Annotated in this window: 20 protein-coding genes; 3 read left to right on the forward strand and 17 right to left on the reverse strand. The window is 33.5% G+C overall.

What is annotated here, in order from left to right:
- The first annotated feature begins 26 nt into the window (after positions 1-26).
- Positions 27-200 (forward strand): DUF2273 domain-containing protein, encoded by a 174-nt coding sequence (locus BG262_RS01390; RefSeq protein ID WP_070787104.1) that lies wholly within the window; start codon positions 27-29, stop codon positions 198-200.
- Between the two features lie 59 nt (positions 201-259).
- Positions 260-895: an Asp23/Gls24 family envelope stress response protein gene (locus tag BG262_RS01395; RefSeq protein WP_070787105.1), complete on the forward strand. Its 636-nt coding sequence runs from the start codon at positions 260-262 to the stop codon at positions 893-895.
- 417 nt (positions 896-1,312) lie between these two features.
- Here BG262_RS01395 and BG262_RS01405 read toward each other — a convergent pair whose 3' ends face one another.
- The 6 genes from BG262_RS01405 to BG262_RS01430 all read right to left on the reverse strand — a co-directional run bounded on the left by BG262_RS01405 (position 1,313) and on the right by BG262_RS01430 (position 6,323).
- On the reverse strand, positions 1,313-1,675 hold the full coding sequence (locus BG262_RS01405) for a DMT family transporter (RefSeq protein WP_070787107.1): 363 nt from the start codon (positions 1,673-1,675) through the stop codon (positions 1,313-1,315).
- The gene (locus BG262_RS01410; protein ID WP_099098712.1) at positions 1,675-2,052 is read right to left on the reverse strand and encodes an EamA family transporter; all 378 of its coding nucleotides are present in this window, start codon (positions 2,050-2,052) and stop codon (positions 1,675-1,677) included. Before BG262_RS01410 ends, BG262_RS01405 begins: the two co-directional genes overlap by 1 nt.
- A 2-nt stretch (positions 2,053-2,054) precedes the next feature.
- Positions 2,055-3,044 carry an alpha/beta hydrolase gene (locus BG262_RS01415; RefSeq protein WP_070787109.1) on the reverse strand — a complete coding sequence of 330 codons (990 nt, stop codon included), beginning with the start codon at positions 3,042-3,044 and terminating at the stop codon, positions 2,055-2,057.
- 38 nt (positions 3,045-3,082) lie between these two features.
- Positions 3,083-4,393 carry a bifunctional folylpolyglutamate synthase/dihydrofolate synthase gene (locus tag BG262_RS01420; protein WP_070787110.1) on the reverse strand — a complete coding sequence of 437 codons (1,311 nt, stop codon included), beginning with the start codon at positions 4,391-4,393 and terminating at the stop codon, positions 3,083-3,085.
- Between the two features lie 139 nt (positions 4,394-4,532).
- A complete protein-coding gene (locus tag BG262_RS01425) occupies positions 4,533-5,720 on the reverse strand; it encodes a DUF998 domain-containing protein (protein WP_070787111.1) in 1,188 nt (395 codons plus the stop codon).
- A gap of 84 nt (positions 5,721-5,804) precedes the next feature.
- Entirely contained in the window at positions 5,805-6,323 is a 519-nt protein-coding gene (locus tag BG262_RS01430) for a hypothetical protein (protein ID WP_070787112.1), read from the reverse strand.
- A gap of 128 nt (positions 6,324-6,451) precedes the next feature.
- Here BG262_RS01430 and BG262_RS01435 point away from each other — a divergent pair, with 128 nt between their 5' ends.
- Positions 6,452-7,003, forward strand: coding sequence for an NADPH-dependent FMN reductase (locus BG262_RS01435; RefSeq protein WP_070787113.1), 552 nt, complete (start codon positions 6,452-6,454; stop codon positions 7,001-7,003).
- A 294-nt stretch (positions 7,004-7,297) separates the two neighbouring features.
- On the opposite strand, the gene BG262_RS01440 is transcribed toward BG262_RS01435, so the two are convergent.
- The 11 genes from BG262_RS01440 to BG262_RS01490 all read right to left on the reverse strand — a co-directional run bounded on the left by BG262_RS01440 (position 7,298) and on the right by BG262_RS01490 (position 19,761).
- On the reverse strand, positions 7,298-8,071 hold the full coding sequence (locus BG262_RS01440; protein ID WP_070787114.1) for an EcsC family protein: 774 nt from the start codon (positions 8,069-8,071) through the stop codon (positions 7,298-7,300).
- 98 nt (positions 8,072-8,169) lie between these two features.
- Positions 8,170-9,624, reverse strand: coding sequence for a sucrose phosphorylase (gtfA, locus tag BG262_RS01445; RefSeq protein ID WP_070787115.1), 1,455 nt, complete (start codon positions 9,622-9,624; stop codon positions 8,170-8,172).
- 582 nt (positions 9,625-10,206) lie between these two features.
- Positions 10,207-12,003 (reverse strand): ROK family protein, encoded by a 1,797-nt coding sequence (locus BG262_RS10990; RefSeq protein ID WP_338061279.1) that lies wholly within the window; start codon positions 12,001-12,003, stop codon positions 10,207-10,209.
- A gap of 115 nt (positions 12,004-12,118) precedes the next feature.
- Positions 12,119-13,132, reverse strand: a complete 1,014-nt coding sequence (trhO, locus tag BG262_RS01455) for an oxygen-dependent tRNA uridine(34) hydroxylase TrhO (protein ID WP_070787116.1) — start codon at positions 13,130-13,132, stop codon at positions 12,119-12,121.
- Between the two features lie 74 nt (positions 13,133-13,206).
- Positions 13,207-13,533, reverse strand: coding sequence for a nucleotide pyrophosphohydrolase (locus tag BG262_RS01460; protein ID WP_206598546.1), 327 nt, complete (start codon positions 13,531-13,533; stop codon positions 13,207-13,209).
- A complete protein-coding gene (locus BG262_RS01465) occupies positions 13,530-15,305 on the reverse strand; it encodes a DUF2075 domain-containing protein (protein WP_070787117.1) in 1,776 nt (591 codons plus the stop codon). Before BG262_RS01465 ends, BG262_RS01460 begins: the two co-directional genes overlap by 4 nt.
- A 104-nt stretch (positions 15,306-15,409) precedes the next feature.
- Positions 15,410-16,681, reverse strand: a complete 1,272-nt coding sequence (locus tag BG262_RS01470) for a dihydroorotase (RefSeq protein WP_070787118.1) — start codon at positions 16,679-16,681, stop codon at positions 15,410-15,412.
- A gap of 1 nt (position 16,682) precedes the next feature.
- On the reverse strand, positions 16,683-17,312 hold the full coding sequence (pyrE, locus tag BG262_RS01475; RefSeq protein ID WP_070787119.1) for an orotate phosphoribosyltransferase: 630 nt from the start codon (positions 17,310-17,312) through the stop codon (positions 16,683-16,685).
- A 22-nt stretch (positions 17,313-17,334) separates the two neighbouring features.
- Positions 17,335-18,021, reverse strand: coding sequence for an orotidine-5'-phosphate decarboxylase (gene pyrF / locus BG262_RS01480; RefSeq protein ID WP_233278808.1), 687 nt, complete (start codon positions 18,019-18,021; stop codon positions 17,335-17,337).
- A complete protein-coding gene (locus tag BG262_RS01485) occupies positions 18,011-18,958 on the reverse strand; it encodes a dihydroorotate dehydrogenase (protein ID WP_070787121.1) in 948 nt (315 codons plus the stop codon). Before BG262_RS01485 ends, pyrF begins: the two co-directional genes overlap by 11 nt.
- Positions 18,958-19,761, reverse strand: coding sequence for a dihydroorotate dehydrogenase electron transfer subunit (locus BG262_RS01490; protein ID WP_070787122.1), 804 nt, complete (start codon positions 19,759-19,761; stop codon positions 18,958-18,960). Before BG262_RS01490 ends, BG262_RS01485 begins: the two co-directional genes overlap by 1 nt.
- Positions 19,762-19,845: the final 84 nt, after the last annotated feature.

Here is a 19,845-nt window from a genome sequence, read left to right on the forward strand (position 1 = left end):
ATAAATATAAATATAGGAGAATATAAATGAAAGATTTTTTATATGAATATAAAATTCCGATAATCTTTGCATTGTTAGGATTGCTCCTAGCAATATTGTTTATGAGCCTAGGATTCTGGAAAACTATTTTAGTTATAATTTTAGTTGGGCTAGGCGCATTTGTTGGATTTATTGTTAAGGATATAGGTATCTTTAATTAATTTAATTGGTTGCAAGTAATTAACATATAATTTTTAATTTTAAACAGGGGGACAATATTATGTCAAATGATAACAAAAATACTAACACTCAATCTACTCAATCTAATTCAAATCAATCTAATTCAAACAATGCTCAAGTAGCAAGTGTAACTGAAGATAACAAAAATACTTCTGGTCAACTTACTTTTGATGATAAAGTATTGAAAAAAATTATTGGGATTGCTCTTGCTGAAGTAGACGGTTTACTAGACGTTGATGGTGGATTCTTCTCAAATCTAGCTGGAAAAATTGTCAATTCTAACGATCCTACAAAGGGTATTGAAGTTGAAGTTGGTAAAGAACAAATCGCTGTAGATATGAAAGCTATTGTTGAGTATGGTAGAAATATTCAGTCAATCTATGAAAATATGCAAAAAGTTATCTCTGATCAAGTTAAGAAAATGACTGGTCTTGATCTTGTTGAACTTAATGTCGATGTAGTTGATATTCAAAGTGCTGAAGAGTTCGAAAAGAAATCAGAAACTATTCAAGATAAAGTAAATGATGCTAAAGATTCTGCTTCTGATAAAGCAAATAACGCTAAAAACAAAGTTTCAGATAAAGCTTCTGATGTTAAAGACAAAGCAAGTGATGCTAAAGGTAAAGTACAAGATTCTGTTGATAATGCAACAAAAGAATCTTCAAGAGTTAAATAATAAATATGTAAAAAACTCGAGAAAAAATTCTCGAGTTTTTGTTTGCATTTTAAGCAGATGATTTTGTTTTATATAATGTACTGAGTCATCTCTTTTTAGATGTAAATGATAAAATCACTGATAAGACAATGAGTATAAAAATTAGAATTGTAATATAGACATTCACATTATTATATAAATTAAGTTGTAATCCATTATCAATAAGTACACCATCAAATGCAATATAGAAATAGTTTGCCACCAAGCCAATCAAAGATATTAGTATACTGAAAGCATATGTAACTTTCTTTCTCACTGCTTTTAAAAACACTAGGATGATTATGAGTAGCAAACAGATATTAGTTGCCTGAATAAAATAAAGATAGTTTGTAGTATTGATAAATCTATCAATACGTATAGGATTAGTTTGATTCAATCCTAACTAACTCCTCCTGCACTTCCAAGGAAGGCAATACCGATGACGATTAAAGCAATTGCCAAGATTTTTTCCTTGGTAATTTTTTCTTTGAATACGAAGTATGAGATTAAAATTGTCCAGATGTATCCGATTGAAGTCATTGGGAAACCAATTGAATAGTCTAAATGCTTATATAATTGAATATTAGTTTGAGCACTTACGATATATAAGAAGGCACCAATATAAAAATCAATTGAAGTTGCTATATTTTTAAAAGTAAATGATGGCATTTTATTCATCGCTTTTTTAAGATATATGGCACCAATACTACCAGATAAAGTTGATACTAAAAGCCAGAAGGCAATAGCAAAGAAATTTTCCATTATTTAAGTTCTCCCTCTGTTGTAGTATCATTTGTGTCCTCTGGACTTCTTGAAAGAACAATTGTTCCTGCCACTATAAAAATTACTCCAAGTATTTTAGCAATTGTAATTGGTTCATGAAGAAAAATAAAACCTAGAAAAACTGAGAACGCAAAACCAATAGACATCATTGGTTGTAATACAGATACCTCACCATAGGCAAATGATGCCATAAGAATAAACATACCAGCTGCTGCTAAAACATATCCAATTATTGTAAATAAGGTATATGACATCCCAGACGCTTCTGCTGCAAACTTCCATAATAACTGACCTAGACTTGCACAAGTGGCAGCAATTAAAACAAGGATATAACCTTTAGTTTTGTTATTTTTCATTTTTATCCTTTCTTCCATACGAGATTGTCTAAGAAACTATTAACAGTTTTAAAATAATCGTCTTCATCATATATATATGATGATAAATGAGGAGCATCTTTAACAATTAACAAGTCTTTAGCACCTTTATCTGCATCAAAGTTTAATTGAGCCATACTAACATCTACAAATTTATCACCTGTTCCATGTATTACTAAGAATGGTAATTCATTTTTATTTAAGCCTGGCCTAACATCTACGCTTTTCAAATCAAAATTCCCTTTTGTTCTTACAAAGAAATTCATGAAACTTAGGAGCGGGAAACTAGGAATTTTAAGAGCATTTTTAATTAAAAGCTCAAATTCCATATAAGCTGAAGTATAACCACAGTCAGCGATAACCCCTTTAACATTTGTCGGAAGATCAAGTTCTGTTGTTAACATTACAGTAGTTGCTCCCATTGATCCGCCATATAGAACGATTTCAGCATTCGGTTCTTTTTTAAGAAGCTCATTAGTCCATTGCAGAATGTCCTTCTTTTCATTATGACCAAAAGTTATCAGCTTACCTTCGCTCTCACCGTGAGATCTATGATCTGGGATTAATATATTATATTCACCAGAACGGGCTAGATGTTCCATAATAACTTGCATATCACGTCTTCCAGTAGAACGATACCCGTGCACACCAAGTAACCACTTGTTACTATCAGGATTAAGTTTAAAAACATTTCCAACAAGCTTAAGTCCATCGAAACTAGTAATCGTAACTTGTTCTGTTAAATTTTTATCCCAAAAATCATTTGCAACTTTGTTTTGAGCGTTTTCAATAACTGTATATGGATCATCTTCAGCAACATCAAACAAATCTGGGTTTGCCAAACTATGTCCCATTTTATTATACCAATTGTTATCTCGATCCATAACTGCATTAGCTAAAAAACTACCTGCATATAGTAAAAGTGCAAAAATTATCATTAAAATAATGACCACAATAATTAAAAAAATCTTCATAAAACCTCCATCTTATATGTTGTATACGTTTACAATCATTATATCATACTTTGTGAACTTCCTTTAAAATATAATCTCACCATTGATACAAAATAAAGCGATCCTGTAACCAAAATCAAATCATAAACATCATTTTTCAGCAGTTCATCAAGTACTGCTTCCCAATCATCCTTATAGGATAAATCTAAATTAGAAAAATCATGTTGAGAAATTTCCAAGGACTTAGGGAAATCAAAACTTGTGACTATTAGGTCAGCATTATCAATATTCAATAATTTTTCAATCATAAGATCAATGCTCTTACTCTCAAGAGCAGAAAAAAGGATTGCTATTTTCTTATCCGCATATCGACTTTGTAGATTTTCAATTAATGATTTAATCGCAGGTATATTATGAGCACCATCTATAACTACTAATGGTTTTTCCATGACTTTTTCCATCCTAGCAGGCCAGTAGGTTCTTTTAAGAGAACTTCTAACTTTCTTTATATCAAATTTTATTTTTTTTATTTGACAATAAAGATAAAAAATTTCAATAGCAAGTCCAGCATTATCAATTTGATGTAGTCCCTGAAGTGGAGTGTTTAAATCTACAATACTTATTTCCTCATTTTCAAAATAAAAAGTTTCACCCCATTCTTCTTCTGAAGAAGATTTAAGGACCTTATATTCTTGACCTAAACAATAAGTTGGTGCATCAAGCTGACGTGCCTTATCTTCTATTACCTTTAAAGCAGAATGCTCTATATTTCCAGTAACCAAAGGAATATTCTTTTTAATTATCCCAGCCTTTTGATAAGCAATCTCTTCAATTGTATTTCCTAAAATATCCATATGATCCATTCCAATTGTCGTAATTGCTGTAATTAATGGATTAACAATATTGGTTGAATCATAAAGACCACCAAGACCAACTTCGAGAATTACTACATCAACATCTTGCTCCTTAAAATATTCAAGAGCAAGAACGGTCAAAAATTCAAATTCTGGAATCCCTGTTGTCTTTGGATTTTTGTCAATTTCCTCAACTGAAGGCTTTAATTTATCTACTAACCTAGTTAAGTCAGAATTAGAAATGAATTTCCCATCTATAGCAATACGTTCATTAAACATTTCAATATATGGTGAAGTAAATGTTGCAACCTTTAAGCCCTCTTCCATTAGAAGGCTTCGCAAATAACTCACAGTTGATCCTTTACCATTCGTTCCAGCGACATGAATTATTTCCAAATCAGAATGAGGATTACCAATTAATTCAAGAAGAGCTTCAACTCTCATAAGTCCTGGTTTTGGTCCATATTTCTTTCGATTGTGTATCCATTTTACAGCATCAATTTCATTTTCTATCATATTTACCTCATCATCAATTATAACAAACTTCAAATTCTTACTGTGTAAATTTTATGTAAGCTTTTCTTTATTATACTCTTATTTGAAGTTTATAAATTATATAACAAGATAATTAAATCAAAAAAACCAGAAACAAGTCCTAGTTTTCTTCGTCATATTCTTTAAAATATATCTTTATGTATTTTTCATCTTCTTTATCTATCAACAAACCTTGTAGATATTGGAAAAGCATTAAAAGCCATATGAATGCTACAAAGAATGCTAAAAGCTCAAATACAGTTAATGAAAAATAATGAACTCCTTGGAAAAGAAAAACTATCAACACTAATATTCCCATAATAAAGTACGAGGCATATAGAAAGTCTTTTGAAAGCTTAGGCATCAGTATCGGGAGAGCTAAAATCAAAACGATAATTAAATATACTAAATTACTAGCCACTTGATTATGAATTACTGCATATATGGTTCCACCTCGATACGGAAATGCACCAACTGCTCCAAGGTTTATTGCAACCAATATCAACAACCACCTCAAAATAGATAACTTCTTACTCTTATATTTGTGTGTCAACGATACATATAAATAGTCCACGAGTGAAATCATAAGTACACCTGACAAAACAAGTGTCAAATTAAACTGCCAACTATTTTTTGCCCTAAAGGTACCTAAATAACTAAAATTATATTGCCACCATTCTCGGTCGCGGTTAGTCATCATAGCCCCAATCACTCCACCAATAATTACAATCGTTAGTATATTAATTAAAATAGACGGTGTTAGTCTAAGCATGGTAAAAATCATCAAATAGTCAATAACTGCGACAATAATTAGAAAAAGAAATGTTGCTGTATACAGGTCAAATCTTAAGCCAGGTAACATGAAATCCAAAATATCAAATAAGTAAAAGGTAGATAAAAAAAGAATTACAGTAAAGGCTACTAGAATTGCAGGAAAATTCCTCCAATATAAGGTCGATGATTGAGCTAAAATTTTACCGTTTTTAATTAAAATGAAGGTAATTAGTAAAACAATTACTCCACTTAATACTCCAAGCGTTGTAACGGCACTTCCAATGGAAATCATCCCATTCATTGGTATATATATCATGTCCCTATAATAAAAATATAAATAAAAAATTATTGTAGTTATGACTGAAGGAATGATAAATCCTCTCAATGATACTTTTTGGCTGTCCTCTTGATTTATTTCTCTCTCAACAAATTCAAAGTCTCCATTTGCCTCATTTAATTTAATATCTTTACCAGAATTTTCCTTTATCAATGCTGACAACTGTACTGGAAACTTATACTTTTCTTCCTTATCCATAACATTCCTCGAATCTGTTAAATAATTAATTTAATACTATCACTAAAATATATTTGGAGCAAAGAAAAAATTAAAGATTGAAGATTAAACATAAGATAAAATATTTATAGTCTTATCTGGATTAATTGATACTAGAAGATAATTCTTGATATTTCCTTTAAGGTTTATAAAATCATTTTCTAAAAAATCAATTGTTTTTTTATGATTATCAGTTTTTAGATAATTTGCAATCGTAAGGTGACTAATATACTTAAAAGTACTATTTTCGTGCCATCTCTCATCAACTTTGTCAATAAGTGATAGCCTATTTTTATAAAATATTTCTGGAAAATATATTGCATAATAAATTGCCTTACAAACTCCAAATGATTCAAGATTCTCAATGTTAAAGTTATATTTAGGAAGCCTAGAAAACTCCTTTTTAAAAATATAAATCACTTGCTCTATGCTATCCTTTGTATCAAAAGATAAATATGTTATATGTGGGAATTTATCTCCATCCAAATGGTATGTAGATAAGTTAAGGTCAGACATTTTTTGCCAGTGATTCCTTACAACACTTTCGATTTTTTCATTTACTACCATTACTACTGAATATTCCATAGCTACTCCTTTTTAGATATTTTAGCATATAAGTTAATATTAGGATAGTAAACCAAAATCAAGCCTTTTCATATACTTAGTGCTATACTTAACATATAGATAATTTTTTAATTGAAAAGGAGATTAATATGGCAAAAATTGGTATTATTATTGGAAGTCTACGCAAAGGTTCTTTTAATAGAAAAGTTGCTGAAACAATTCTTCCTATGTTCAAGGGTGATCTTGAAGCGGACATTATCGAGATTGCTGAACTTGAAATGTATAATCAAGATTTAGATGATGAATCTACCCCAACACAAGCATGGACTGATTTTAGAGAAAAAATTAAATTATATGATGGAATTGTATTTGTCACTCCAGAGTATAACAGAAGCGTTCCAGCGGTTATTAAAAATGCAATTGATGTAGGTTCAAGACCCTATGGTGCAAACGTTTGGGACGGAAAACCTGCCGCAGTGATCACTGCATCAACCGGTGCAATTGGAGGATTTGGTTCAAACCATATCTTACGCCAATCACTTGTTTTCGTAAATATGCCAACACTTCAACAACCAGAAGCATACCTAGGACACATTGATTCATCAATAACAGAAGATGGTAAGATTGACCAAAGAACTTCTGATTATCTTCAAGGAATTGTAAATTCTTATATAGAATTCTTTAAACAATTGACAAAATAAGCAAGTTAAAAGCCGTGATCAAAAAATCACAGCTTTTTTAATATCCTCTATTTGTAATGGCTTGATATAGATAGTAAATAACACCTAGTATTACCCCCCATTTTATCAAGAAAAATGCACTTGATAAAAATATTTTAAGAACAAATAGTGCAATTATCGCTAAAATTATCGTTTTTATTAAATTCATATTTTTTCCCTCATTAATTAACTGAACATCATCTGATGTTTTGTTGAATTAATTATATCATAGCTAAATTTTCTTTTTATGGGTCTTGAGGTTGATTTATAGATAATTTATAGCTCTTCTTTAGGAATTATTATATCATCACCTAAATATATTCCAGCATCTGTAAATGTTTTTTTGGCAAGTCTAGCAATAGTTTTTGTAGATAATGTATCAAATGTTCCACCAACTACAGCACCTGCAATTGGAACCATCTTACCTAAGTTAACAGCTCCTTTGCTACCAAATTTGGTTACAAGTCTGAATCCAACTGCTTGATTTATCTTTGTTAATGTCTTACCTGGAATTTTTTCAACTATTCCAAGCATTAACTTATTACTAATAACTATTCCGCTTTTTTTTAATAGTTCTGAAACTGATGTTCCAGCAAGAGTTGCGTAAACAAAAGTTTGAACTTGATCACTATTTAAATTGTACCCTCTCATACTTGCAATTGCAGCTATCATACGCATCTGAAATAAAATAACCGTAGTAACATTAGCTGGAATTGTGACGGGCATTGTTATAACTCCACCAAAACCGGTAACAAATCCAGATGTAGCAGCCTTAGTTGTTTGAGCATTTATTAATTTATTGATTGCCACTTCTTTATCATATAATGATAGGTAATCATCAACTAAGTCTTGAATATTTTTTTGACCTGGCATCCCTGTCATAGTTTTACTGTATGCCCAATCAAGAGTCTGCATCATTTTGTCTTGAGATATTTGCTCAATATTTGTAGAGTTATCTTTAATTTTACTAGAAACATTATTGACAATTTTTTTTGTACTGTTTCTAACACTATCCAAACCTTTGTTTGAATTTTTATTAATATTACCCATCATATTCTCCTTTTTACTTTCTACAATAGTATTATAACAAAAATAAGTATACTAATATACAAAATGAACACCAGTCATTGACTGGTGTTTACTATCTATTATTGTTCAAGGATTACTTTGTCAGCTTCTTTAATGACAAAGTCTTTTGTGGCAAGGTTTGCCTCAAGTGTTGCTGAAACTGTTCCGTCTGCATTTGTACGAGTTACAACAATTTCGCTTTCACTTGGTGTTTCAACTTCAATCTTACCTTCTAAATCAAAGGCATCAGACTGATTGCGGAAACGAAGTAATTCAAAGAGATTTTGGACTACTGCACGTTCTACTTCTTGGTCAATTTCTTCAAGTGAATAGTAATGACGGTTAATGTTGCGTCCTTCTTTTGTCCCTTCAAGAAGTTCAATATCATTCTTACCTGCTAGAAGTCCCACATAATAGACTTGAGGAATACCAGGCGCAAATACTTGTACTGCTCTTGCAAGTAAGTATGCACGGTCATTATCTCCTAATGCTGAATAATATGTACTATTGATTTGATAAATATCTAGGTTGTTGTAGTTTGCTGAAGAATAAGTCTTCTTAACATTTGCTCCAACCTTGTATAATTCCTCTGAAGCATAATCAAGCTCTTCATCAGTAAGCAAATCACGCGCATCTACTACTCCGATACCATCATGGGTATCAAGCGTAGTAAATTGTTTCATTGGTGCTGTTTTTAACCAATGGGCAAGACGATTAGACTTACCTGAATAAAGCGAATAAAGATTAATCATTGGAAGAGCAAAGTCATAAACAAAGTAATCATGTTCAGATATCTTCATTGGAATTGAATAGTGCTCATGAATTTCAGGAAGAATTTCAGCTTGATAAGGTGCCAAAATTTCTCTAACTTCATCAAGAGTATCCCAAATATCAGGTTCAACAAAGAAGCAATTTGTATCTGCTTTTTTAACTGCATAGGCAAAGGCATCTAGTCTAATCAAGCTTGCACCGTGTTTCACCATGTCCACAAGAGTATCCTTGATAAATTCTTTTGCTACTTGGCTGTTCACGTCGATATCAATTTGTTCTTCCCCAAAAGTGTTCCAAAGGTTTTCAACACTTCCGTCAGCAAACTCAATCTCTTGGATTGGAGCCTTATCTTTACGTTTGTAGATCAAATCAACGTCTTCTTGAGTCGGACGATTTTCACCAACTTTCTCCCAGAACTTTTCCCAACGGATGAAGAAATCTTTGTACTTAGAGTCGTCCTTCTTCTCCTTGAAGTCTTGGTACATGTGTGACTGGCGTGAAACATGGTTAATCATGAAGTCGAACATTAGATAGTAATCTTCTGCCAGTTTTTCGACGTCAGACCAATCACCAAAAGCGTCATCAACGACAGTATAGTCGCTTGGCGCAAAACCACGGTCTCCAGTTGATGGGAAGAACGGAAGCAAGTGCACCCCACCAACAACCCCCTTCATGTGGTCAGTTAAAACCTTGTTCAAGTCCTTAAGATTGTCCCCCATGCTGTCACTGTAAGTAATCAACATAGCTTCATTTTTAATAGCCATAAAATCCTCTTTCTCTCATAGTTAAATTTTTCACTAGATATATTATAACTTATTATTCTAAAATTTCTAGGGATATTTCAAATTAATTTAAAATATTCAGTAAATTTATTGTAAAAATATAAAAACCTGAGTCCTACTTCTTTCAGAAAAAGTAAATGCTCAGGTTTTAAAATTAAATATAAAATATTTTCATAGCGATTATATCAAAATAAAAAATCTGAAAATAGATATTTCCAGATTAAGTTTCTTAAAGTATCATCCAAATATATATAAATACAACATATATATCAAGTAGATTATAAAGAGAAGACAAAGTAATTTAAGAATAATGAAAAATACAGATCTTGCAACTGTAAATAATAATATTAGAACTATTACTAAAAAAATTAAAAATAGAATGCCCATAAATTTCCCCCCTATAAATAATTTGATTGTCCTAAAATTATATCATATTTAGGATTTTTATAAGTAAATGAAGAATATCGAAGAATTCTTTATAACACTTTTATTGAATTACAAGGAAAACTGCATCTCTTTTTATATGGTAAATACTTTCCAACCAAAATTCAGGAATTTATTATCCTACATACTCCTAGCATCTATTTCGATAAACAACTGATAAAGAGCACCAAGTAGATTCGATGAATTATGGAACTTGCACTCTTCGATTGCAATTGGTTGGAATGTTTTTTCTAGTAATCCATGCTCTTGCCTTAATTTATAGTATTCTTCTTTGATTGTTTGCGTAACTATTTTCTGGTTACTGATTCCACCACCTATAACTATTTTTTCAAGGTCTAAAGTTACTTGAAGATTATTAATCAGACTTGCAATATCTCGGCAGTAGGCAGTAAACAATTCATCCAGTTCTTTTGACTCATGATTTACAATGGCATCAAATATTGTTTGGTAATCATACTTTGATACACCTAAAATATCACTTGCTCTCTTCATAAAGACAACTGCTGAGGCTTGATTATCAAATAACTGAGAGTCATGTCTATTAGGATTTCTTATTAAGTAGCTCACTTCGCCTGCTTGATAATTTGGACCTTGAAGCAACTGATTATTTACAATAAGACCACATCCAACATCTGAGCCGAGAACAATTGCTGCCCCATTTTCAATATCCTTAAGATTTCCAATCCACCACTCCGCAAGTGCTGCTGCCTTACCATCATTTATGGTAACAAAAGGAAGTTCCGTAAATGATGAAACCCATTCTTTCATTGAAAAATCATAGAGATATGGAATAGCTCCGGCAGTATGAATATATCCGTTTCTTGAATTAATCTTACCTGGAATACTCATAGCAATACCTTTAATTAAATCAGACTTTTCCTCAATCTCAATTTGAAGCATTGCTTGTAGTTCTTCTAAGGATTCAGGAGTTTCTCTTTTCCATATCTCCACAAGATTACCAGAACCATTAATTAATCCAAATTTAACAGATGAACCACCAATATCAATACTCAAATAGTCCATATTTGATTTATGGATGGTCCTATCAATAAAAGATTTGAAAAATCTTATCTCATCATCATTACACTCGCTTGCTACCACGCGCTTTTGGTCAACGTGAAAAACATGCCCCAAATAAGAGTTGTCCTTATTCTTATATAACTTATATTTAGCAACAACACCTTTCGATTCCAATAATTCCGCAAATGGCTTAGCTAAGTCCTTCAAAAAGTCATGAGAGGAAGTTGCCACGAAAGATGAAGGAAATTCAGAAGTAATAAATTCTTCAACAGGGAAGTCTTTTTTGATAATTTCCTTGATATCTGCCCCAAAATAGTAGGTAAAATCATGGTCAGCAGGTTGCTCCTCATCTACAAAGTATAAACCACAGTTGAGAGCCATCGCCTTGATTTTCACCTTAGCAGCTTTGAAGGAGAATCCTTTTGCATACTCAGGATTGGTAACTATGGTCGCATACTGCTCTGCCAGTTGTGCTCCCGCGCTATCGCCCACGACAAAAAGATTATCCATATCGATATTGTAATTTTGATTATTGTCCAGAAGCCAATTCATCATGCTATTGATATCTTCAAGCGGTGCAGGATACTTACTTTCAGGTGCCAAGCGGTAATTGAAATTGATAACCGTGAAGCCCTGACTAGCTAGGTGCATAGAGTAAAAAAGATAAATCTCTTTACTGCCGTAAAAGTAACCCCCACCGTGAATATTGACGATGGTCGGTAAAGGATGATGAGTCCCCTTAGGATAATAAATATCAAACTTATTCTCTTTACCATGAGGACCATATGATAGATTCTTTATTTTTTTAATTGTATAAGGCTCTTTGAGACCTTTATCACGCTCAGTATCATGTTTGAGCATTGTCTCTCGTTCTTGAGGTATTTCTTCTAATCGCATAAATGTAACCTAATTTCTATTTTTCCTAAATTGATTATAGCAAAAATTCTGAATTTATAAAAACGGTTACATTGTTAATTTGTGAAAAAAGACCGTCAATTGACGATCTTTGGACTTAAGCACGTTTTTTAGTAAAGAAATCTTTATCTTTCATGCGTTCTTGGATTAAATTGTTTAATTCTTCTTTTGGAAGGTGCATTTCTGTTTGACATTGTTCTGAACAACATCCTTCGAATTTTTCATCACACTCTGGACATTGAATGAATAGTCTGTGACAAGCTGGATTGTGACAATTTTTGTGGTCATCATTTACTTTACCACATTGGTGACAGTGAGAAAGCACATCATCAGTAATTCTTTCACCCATGCGCTCATCGAATACGAAATTTTTCCCGATGAATTCTAAAGGTAAACCTTCTTCTTCAGCCTTACGAGCGTATTCAATGATACCACCTTCAACGTGATAGACATTTTCGAAACCTTCATGTTTCATGTATGCACTAGCTTTTTCACAACGAATTCCACCAGTACAATACATTACAATATTTTTGTCCTTAGAGTCTTGAAGCATATCAACTGCCATCGGTAATTGCTCACGGAAGGTAGTTGACGGAACTTCTATAGCATCTTTAAAGTGACCTACTTCATACTCGTAATGGTTACGCATGTCTACGAAGATAGTATCCTCACGACCCATCATTTCGTTAACTTCTGCTGCCTTAAGGTAAGCACCAACGTCTGACGGATCAAAAGTTGGATCATCGATACCATCAGCAACAACCTTATCACGAACCTTCATACGAAGAACCCAGAAAGATTTTCCGTCATCATCAATAGCATAATTTAAACGAATACCATCAAGAGCTGGATCAGCTGCGTAGATTGTTTCCTTAAGAGCTTCAACATTAGAAGTTGGAACACTAATCTGAGCATTGATACCTTCAGTTGCAATGTAAACACGCCCGAAAACACCCAGGTCAACAAACTTTTGGTAAAGCTCATCACGAAATGCTTGAGCATCAGGGATATTGAAGTATTTGTAAAAAGAAATCGTTGTGCGTGGCTCAGTCTCAGCCATCAAACGCTCTTTTAATTCTTTGTTTGAGATTTTATTATGTAAATTTTCCATAACAAATATTATACCAGAAGTTTGTGAAAATTAGGATTGTTTTGATTGTGAAAATGATATCTAATTATATTAACTTAATCTAGTTCATCATATTTCTTATTTGAATTTTTACTTTTTTCAACTGGATATTTTTCATCATTCTTTATTAGCTTTTCTTCAATTATTTTATCAATATCGAAATTTAAATTGTCTGCTAGCATATATGAATATATTAAAACATCTGCAAGTTCTTCTTTTAGATGTTCAATATCTTTATTACCTTCTTCAGAATTTTTCCATTGATAAATTTCTAAAAGCTCTGATGCTTCAAGTGAAATAGAAATTGCAAGGTCTTTTTCATTGTGAAATTGCCTCCAATTTCTATCATCTCGAAATTTATTTATTCTTTCCATTGAATTCATAATTTTAATTTTCCTTCTTTAGCCAATTTCAAAGCTTCTCTTAATTCTTCATCAACTGCATATATATAAAGACCATTTACCCCTCTTGTTAAAAGAACATTAAGTTCATTCTTTAAAAGTTTATCTGAAACTTCTACTTTTTCACCTGTTTTTAGTGTTCTTCTTTGAGTAGCTTTTTTATTTTTACTCCCTTTAGGATCGTAAATTATTTTACCGTCTCTATATTTAACAGAGGGGCCAATTATTACACCTGCATAATTCAAATCAAAACCTTGTATTGTGAATGTAGAACCAACTTCATTTATTGTTTGTCTTTGTTCAGCCCATGCCAAATCTTTATTTTTTCTTTTCTCTTCCTTATTCTGTGGAAGTTGTAAATTCCATGGTAATTTCCATCCATCAACTTCTACATTCCAAAATTCGTCCCCATTATCTGGCTTTCTTTTATCTACGTAATCCCAATCAAATGTAGAAAGCATTCGAGAGATACCGCTATCTTCATTTTCAGATTTTTTCTTTATTTTTTTATACATCAGATCAATATCATCAAATATTTCCAGATTATAACCTTTAGAGTCTTTCGGAATATTTAAAATTTTGTTTTCATCAATTAATGTTCTTATCCAATATATAGTTTCATCATCTCCATTAATTCTTAATTGATTATCTAAATATACATATTGATTATTCAAAATTGCTTCATGGATTAGAAAATCAAATTCCTCATCATCCCAATATTGTTCTCTAGAAAGTATCTGATTTTTATCAAGAACTGCAATCACAACTTTCGCTCTGTCTAACAAATCCTTTAGTTGATTACTACCTCTATATGACTGCTTTCCTTGGGTCCATAATAAGTGTGCTTCATCAACTATAACAATATCAACTTTGTCCTCTGGTAGAGTATTATTTATAAAAGTTGTAGGTCGAGATACAATTTGACCACTTCTTCGGTTTAAAATTCCTAATTTAGTGGCGATCTGTTGATAAACTTTCAATTGCTGTTCATGATTTACTATTAATTGTTGCTTCTTCCCAAGATTTCTAATTACAATATTTTCAGGATCTTCTGAGCTATCATTTGCTAGTTGATTAAGTTCATAAAATAAACTACTTAATAAAACAGTTTTTCCTGATCCAGCTTCTCCCTCCACAACAATCAGTTGTCCAACTTTATTTTGAGAAAGAGATTCTGTAGTTTTTAAAATAATTTCATCTTTAGCTTTCAATTGCTCATCAGTTAATTTGTGAAATGGAGAAGCCTTAAAAAGAGCAGAATCTTTTATAATTCTCTCAGTAGGAAAAAGATCCTTATTCTTTTTATTCAATTTCCTCCATATTTTAGAAAAAATTTCATCAAATTGATCTGCAGTATAGTAATTATTTTGTTGATTAGTCCTTCGATTGTTAACTTTTTTAACTTTATCTACGCTTGTCATATATTGCATTAATCTATTTTCAATATCAAGCGTCAAGGACTTGTTAAAATGATTATGTCCAATCACAAACATTTTTGAAGAATCAGAATCTGCAAGCTCTTTCCAGTCATCCCTTAATAAACTATCAGCTAATAAATGCTCCTCTGTTCTACGTCCAATATTGGTTGTTTCTCCAACGTAAACTGTGTATTCATCTTTTTTTGTATCATTTACAATGTAAACTGTTGGGTATTCAAAAATTACCTTTTTATCATTTTCAGATTCAGTAACTAAATTTTTGATACCTTCTCTAGAATATTCTGTTTCATAAATTACTGGTGACTTAATCGTCATAAAATACTCCTATTTTTCATAAATATAATATAGTTTTATTATATAATAATATTTAATCATTTTAAATGGAAAAAACACCCTTTCGGATGTTCTTCTATGTTCTCTTAACCTTCATAAACCACATTCCCATCACAGATTGTATAGATTACTTTTCCTGTGAGTTCTTGGTTGATGAATGGTGTGTTATTTGCTTTTGAGGCGAAGTCGTTTTCTATAACGACTTTTTTCTTGTCGTCAAAGATTACGATGTCTGCTGGTCCACCTTCTGTAAGGTATCCTGCATCAAAGCCATATAAATTAGCCGGGTTTAGGGTCATTTTTTCTAGTAGTTGAGATAATGTTAAATATTCTTCATCTACTAGGTGAGTTAATCCTAATTGAAGGGATGTTTCAAGTCCTGTCATTCCACTTGGTGCTTTTGTCAGTTCTTGGTCTTTTTCTTCATGTGTATGTGGGGCATGGTCTGTTGCAATTACATCAATTGTCCCATCTTGAAGCCCCTTGATTGCTGCTAGTCTATCTTCTTCACGTCTTAATGGTGGGTTTAATTTTGCGTTAGTACCCACAGTTAGAATTTCTTGTTCTGTGATAGAAAAATGTTGCGGTGTAACTTCTGAAGTAATATTTGCTCCTAAAGATTTTACGAACTTGATTACTTCAACGCTCTCCTTAGCAGACATATGTTGGAAATGTACACGCGCTTTTGTATCATAAGCAATCATTGCATCACGCGCAACCATACTGTACTCGCTAACTGTTGGAGCACCTGTGAATCCACATTTATGGCTTACTTCCCCATCATTTATTCCGAGAACACCTGTTAATGCTGGGTCTTCTTCGTGCAAGCTGATTAGAGTATCGTACTTAACCGCTTCTTGCATGGCACTTCTTACCATTGCAGAGTCTGAAAGCGGGATACCATCATCTGAGAACCCTACTGCTCCTGCTTCAAGCAAGGCTGAGAAGTCAGTTAGGTGCTTTCCGTCAAAGTTAGTAGTGATTGTTGCTACAGACTTGATATTGATATCTTCTTTGGCAGCAGATGCTAGAACTTCTTCTAACACGGGTACAGTTGAGATTGTCGGATTTGTATTTGCCATCATGACAACAGTTGTGAACCCTCCACGAGCGGCAGACAAAGCTCCAGTATGGATATCTTCCTTGTGGGTTTGCCCCGGTTCACGAAAATGTACATGGACATCAACCAGACCTGGTGCTACTACCAGACCACCTGCTTCAATAACTTTATCAGCTTCTGCTGTGATATTTTCAGCAATCTCTTTGATTTTGCCATCTTCTACTAAAATATCAGCTATTCCATCAAAATTGCTTGCTGGATTCACTAATCTACCATTTTTAATAAGTAATTTAGTCATATTAGTCCTGCCAGTTATTTTGATCAGCCTTGAATTTTTTCAATAGCTCAAGTTCATCTTCATCTACATATCCAATCTCACGTGCGATTTCGATTAAATCAGAATAGTTAGAAAGTGTTTCTAGTGGTAAGTCAGCTTTTTCGAAGTTTTCAATTCCACGTGGAAGTTCGTATGTGAAAATTGCAGCTACTCCTAGAACATCAGCACCTTCACGACGTGCAGCTTCTGCTGTTCCAATTACTGAACCACCTGTCGAGATTAGGTCTTCAATGATTACCATTTTTTGACCTTTTTCAATGCGTCCTTCGATTTGGTTTCCTGCACCGTGGTCTTTTGCTTTTGAACGGATATAAACCATTGGTAAATCTAAGATTTCAGCAACCCATGCAGCATGAGGCACACCACCAGTAGCTGCTCCTGCGATTACTTCAACATCTGGGAATTTTTCTTTGATAACATCCGCAAATCCTTGAGCAATTTGACGGCGTACTTCAGGATAGCTGATTGTAATACGGTTATCTGTGTAGATTGGTGATTGAATTCCACTTGCCCATGTAAAAGGTTCTTTTGGTGATAGGAATACTGCTTTAATATCTAATAGGTCTTTTGCGATGTCTTGTGATAGTGTCATTTCCCTTTTCTCCTCTTATATCTTAAGAATTATATTGTTCCATAATGTTTTCATATGCTTCTACTGGATTTTCTGCTTGAGTGATTGGTCGTCCAACTACGATATAGTCACTTCCAATTTTACGAGCATCAGCTGGTGTTACTACACGCTTTTGGTCACCAACTTCTGCACCTGCAGGACGAATTCCTGGTGTTAGGCAGATAAAATCTTCTGATGTAGCGTCTTTGATGGCTCTTGCTTCTTTAGCAGAACAAACTACTCCAGCAAGTCCAGCTTTTTCAGTACATTTAGCATAATGAATTACTGAATCAAGTAGGCTTGTTTGGATATTTTGAAATTCGTGCATTTGTTCTTCGCTTGTTGAAGTAAGTTGAGTTACAGCGATTAGCTTTGTATTACTTCCTTCAAGACCACGAAGGGCCGCTTCCATCATTTCAACTCCACCAGCTGCATGAACATTTGTAAGAGCGACATTCAATTCCGCAATGTTTGCCATAGCACGTTCCACAGTATTTGGAATATCATGAAGTTTTAAATCTAGAAATACATCGTGATTCTCAGCAACTTGTTTTACAATTTCAGGACCATATTTATAAAAGAGTTCCATTCCGATTTTTACAAATAGTCTTTGGCCTTGAAATTTTTCTAAGAAGTCATAGACTTCCTTATCTGATGAAAAGTCTAATGCTATTACTGGTCTAGTTTCCACGAAGTTCCTCCTGTATTCCATTTACAAAATCTTGTAGATTGTCAATTCCATATTTATCCATCACACCTGGTAAATCTTTAATAATATTTGGACAAGCATAAGGATCAGTGAAGTTTGCAGTACCAACTCCGATAGCGCTAGCTCCTGCTATCATCATCTCAATTGCATCTTCTGCAGTTGTTACTCCGCCCATACCGATAATTGGAAGGTTTGAGGCAAGAGCAACCTGCCTGATAAGCTTGAGGGCTACTGGGAAGACTGCTGGTCCACTCATTCCACCTTGACCGTTGGCGATGATTGGCTTGTGTGTCTTAAGGTCATAACGGGTACCAACCAGTGTATTAATCATGGTAAATCCAGTCGCACCGGCTTCTTCGACAGCTTGAGCCACGTCATTGATGTTTGCCACACTCGGTGTTAGCTTGACGTAGACTGGCACCGATGAAGCATCTACCGCACTTTTAGTCGCAGCGTATGCTAGTTCTGGTACTTGACCGATTAGAAGACCGTTACCACCGTGGTCGACATTGGGACAAGAGATATTCAGTTCTATCGCCGTAACATTTGGTGCTTGTGATACTTTATGACTTACCGTCGCATACTCTTCATTTGAAAATCCTGCCACATTGGCAATGATTGGAAGGGTTGGATAGTTATCAGCCAACCAAGTTAATTTTTCAGCAAGAACAACATCTACCCCCGGATTTTGAAGTCCGATGGCGTTGAGCATACCGCTTGGAGTTTCCGCAACACGAGGTGTTGGATTTCCATAACGAGCATTTTCAGTTGTTGCCTTAATCATGATTGAACCTAGCTCATCAAGGCTATAGTATTTGGCATATTCTTGACCAAAACCGAAGCATCCTGATGCAGGAATAATTGGATTCTTAAGGTCTAGTCCAGGTAGTTTAATGGATAATCTATTTTTATCTGTCATTACAATACCACGCTTCCTGTTTTAAAGACTGGTCCATCTTCACATACACGAAGATTACTTGTTTCTGGATTTTCAATTTTTGGAACTACGCAGGCATAACATGCTCCCATACCACAAGCCATACGGCTTTCAAGCGAGATATAAGCGTGAGGATGTTCCTTAAAGCGTTCATTAACTGCCTTAAGCATTCCAGGTGCGCCACATGAGAAGACTGCTGTTGGTTCAAATTCAAGTGCATCAAGTAAGTGACCAACATGTCCATGAACTCCGTATGATCCATCGTCAGTAGAGATGAATACTTGTCCTAAACCTTGGAAGAGTTTTTCATAGATGATTACATCCCAATTAGCATAACCAAAGAGGAAGGTAATTTCTGCACCAAGTTCTTTCAACTCTTTTCCAAGTTGGTAAAGAGGAGGAACACCGATTCCACCACCGATTACTAGGACATGATCTCCTGCTTTGACCATTGAAATATCAAAGCCATTACCTTGAGGTCCCATGACATCGACTTCATCTCCTGCTTGTAAAGTTGATAAGATTGCTGTTCCTCCACCTTCAACACGGTAGATAATTGAACAAGTATTATTTTCCTTATCAATCTCTGCAATTGATATTGGACGTCTTAAAACCTTACTAGCATCTGGAACTTTCATATTTAAAAATTGACCAGGGACATTCATATCAGAAACCATCTCACCAGTCATCTTCATTTCAAAGATTCTTGGTGCAATCTGTTCTTGACTGACAATCTTCAGATTTTCCTTAAGTATCACAAGTTTTTCCTTTCTGATTTTCTCCATCTATGGAGAATCAGACTCCAATCCAGAGCCTGATTACCACTAATATTAAAATTTACATAAACCACTACACAATTTAACTAGATA

It is taken from the genome of Floricoccus penangensis (genome assembly GCF_001832885.1).
GTDB lineage: Bacteria > Bacillota > Bacilli > Lactobacillales > Streptococcaceae > Floricoccus > Floricoccus penangensis.

Coding starts and splice junctions, on each gene's coding strand:
- BG262_RS01485 (WP_070787121.1), bottom strand. CDS start 18,958: ATGACAGATAAAAATAGATTATCCATTAAACTACCTGGACTAGACCTT.
- pyrE (WP_070787119.1), bottom strand. CDS start 17,312: ATGACACTATCACAAGACATCGCAAAAGACCTATTAGATATTAAAGCA.
- BG262_RS01470 (WP_070787118.1), bottom strand. CDS start 16,681: ATGACTAAATTACTTATTAAAAATGGTAGATTAGTGAATCCAGCAAGC.
- BG262_RS01490 (WP_070787122.1), bottom strand. CDS start 19,761: ATGGAGAAAATCAGAAAGGAAAAACTTGTGATACTTAAGGAAAATCTG.
- BG262_RS01460 (WP_206598546.1), bottom strand. CDS start 13,533: ATGAATTCAATGGAAAGAATAAATAAATTTCGAGATGATAGAAATTGG.
- BG262_RS01395 (WP_070787105.1), top strand. CDS start 260: ATGTCAAATGATAACAAAAATACTAACACTCAATCTACTCAATCTAAT.
- BG262_RS01435 (WP_070787113.1), top strand. CDS start 6,452: ATGGCAAAAATTGGTATTATTATTGGAAGTCTACGCAAAGGTTCTTTT.
- BG262_RS01465 (WP_070787117.1), bottom strand. CDS start 15,305: ATGACGATTAAGTCACCAGTAATTTATGAAACAGAATATTCTAGAGAA.
- BG262_RS01420 (WP_070787110.1), bottom strand. CDS start 4,393: ATGATAGAAAATGAAATTGATGCTGTAAAATGGATACACAATCGAAAG.
- BG262_RS01410 (WP_099098712.1), bottom strand. CDS start 2,052: ATGAAAAATAACAAAACTAAAGGTTATATCCTTGTTTTAATTGCTGCC.
- BG262_RS01430 (WP_070787112.1), bottom strand. CDS start 6,323: ATGGAATATTCAGTAGTAATGGTAGTAAATGAAAAAATCGAAAGTGTT.
- BG262_RS01405 (WP_070787107.1), bottom strand. CDS start 1,675: ATGGAAAATTTCTTTGCTATTGCCTTCTGGCTTTTAGTATCAACTTTA.
- BG262_RS01425 (WP_070787111.1), bottom strand. CDS start 5,720: ATGGATAAGGAAGAAAAGTATAAGTTTCCAGTACAGTTGTCAGCATTG.
- BG262_RS01440 (WP_070787114.1), bottom strand. CDS start 8,071: ATGGGTAATATTAATAAAAATTCAAACAAAGGTTTGGATAGTGTTAGA.
- BG262_RS10990 (WP_338061279.1), bottom strand. CDS start 12,003: ATGCGATTAGAAGAAATACCTCAAGAACGAGAGACAATGCTCAAACAT.
- BG262_RS01415 (WP_070787109.1), bottom strand. CDS start 3,044: ATGAAGATTTTTTTAATTATTGTGGTCATTATTTTAATGATAATTTTT.
- BG262_RS01390 (WP_070787104.1), top strand. CDS start 27: ATGAAAGATTTTTTATATGAATATAAAATTCCGATAATCTTTGCATTG.
- gtfA (WP_070787115.1), bottom strand. CDS start 9,624: ATGGCTATTAAAAATGAAGCTATGTTGATTACTTACAGTGACAGCATG.
- trhO (WP_070787116.1), bottom strand. CDS start 13,132: ATGGAAAATTTACATAATAAAATCTCAAACAAAGAATTAAAAGAGCGT.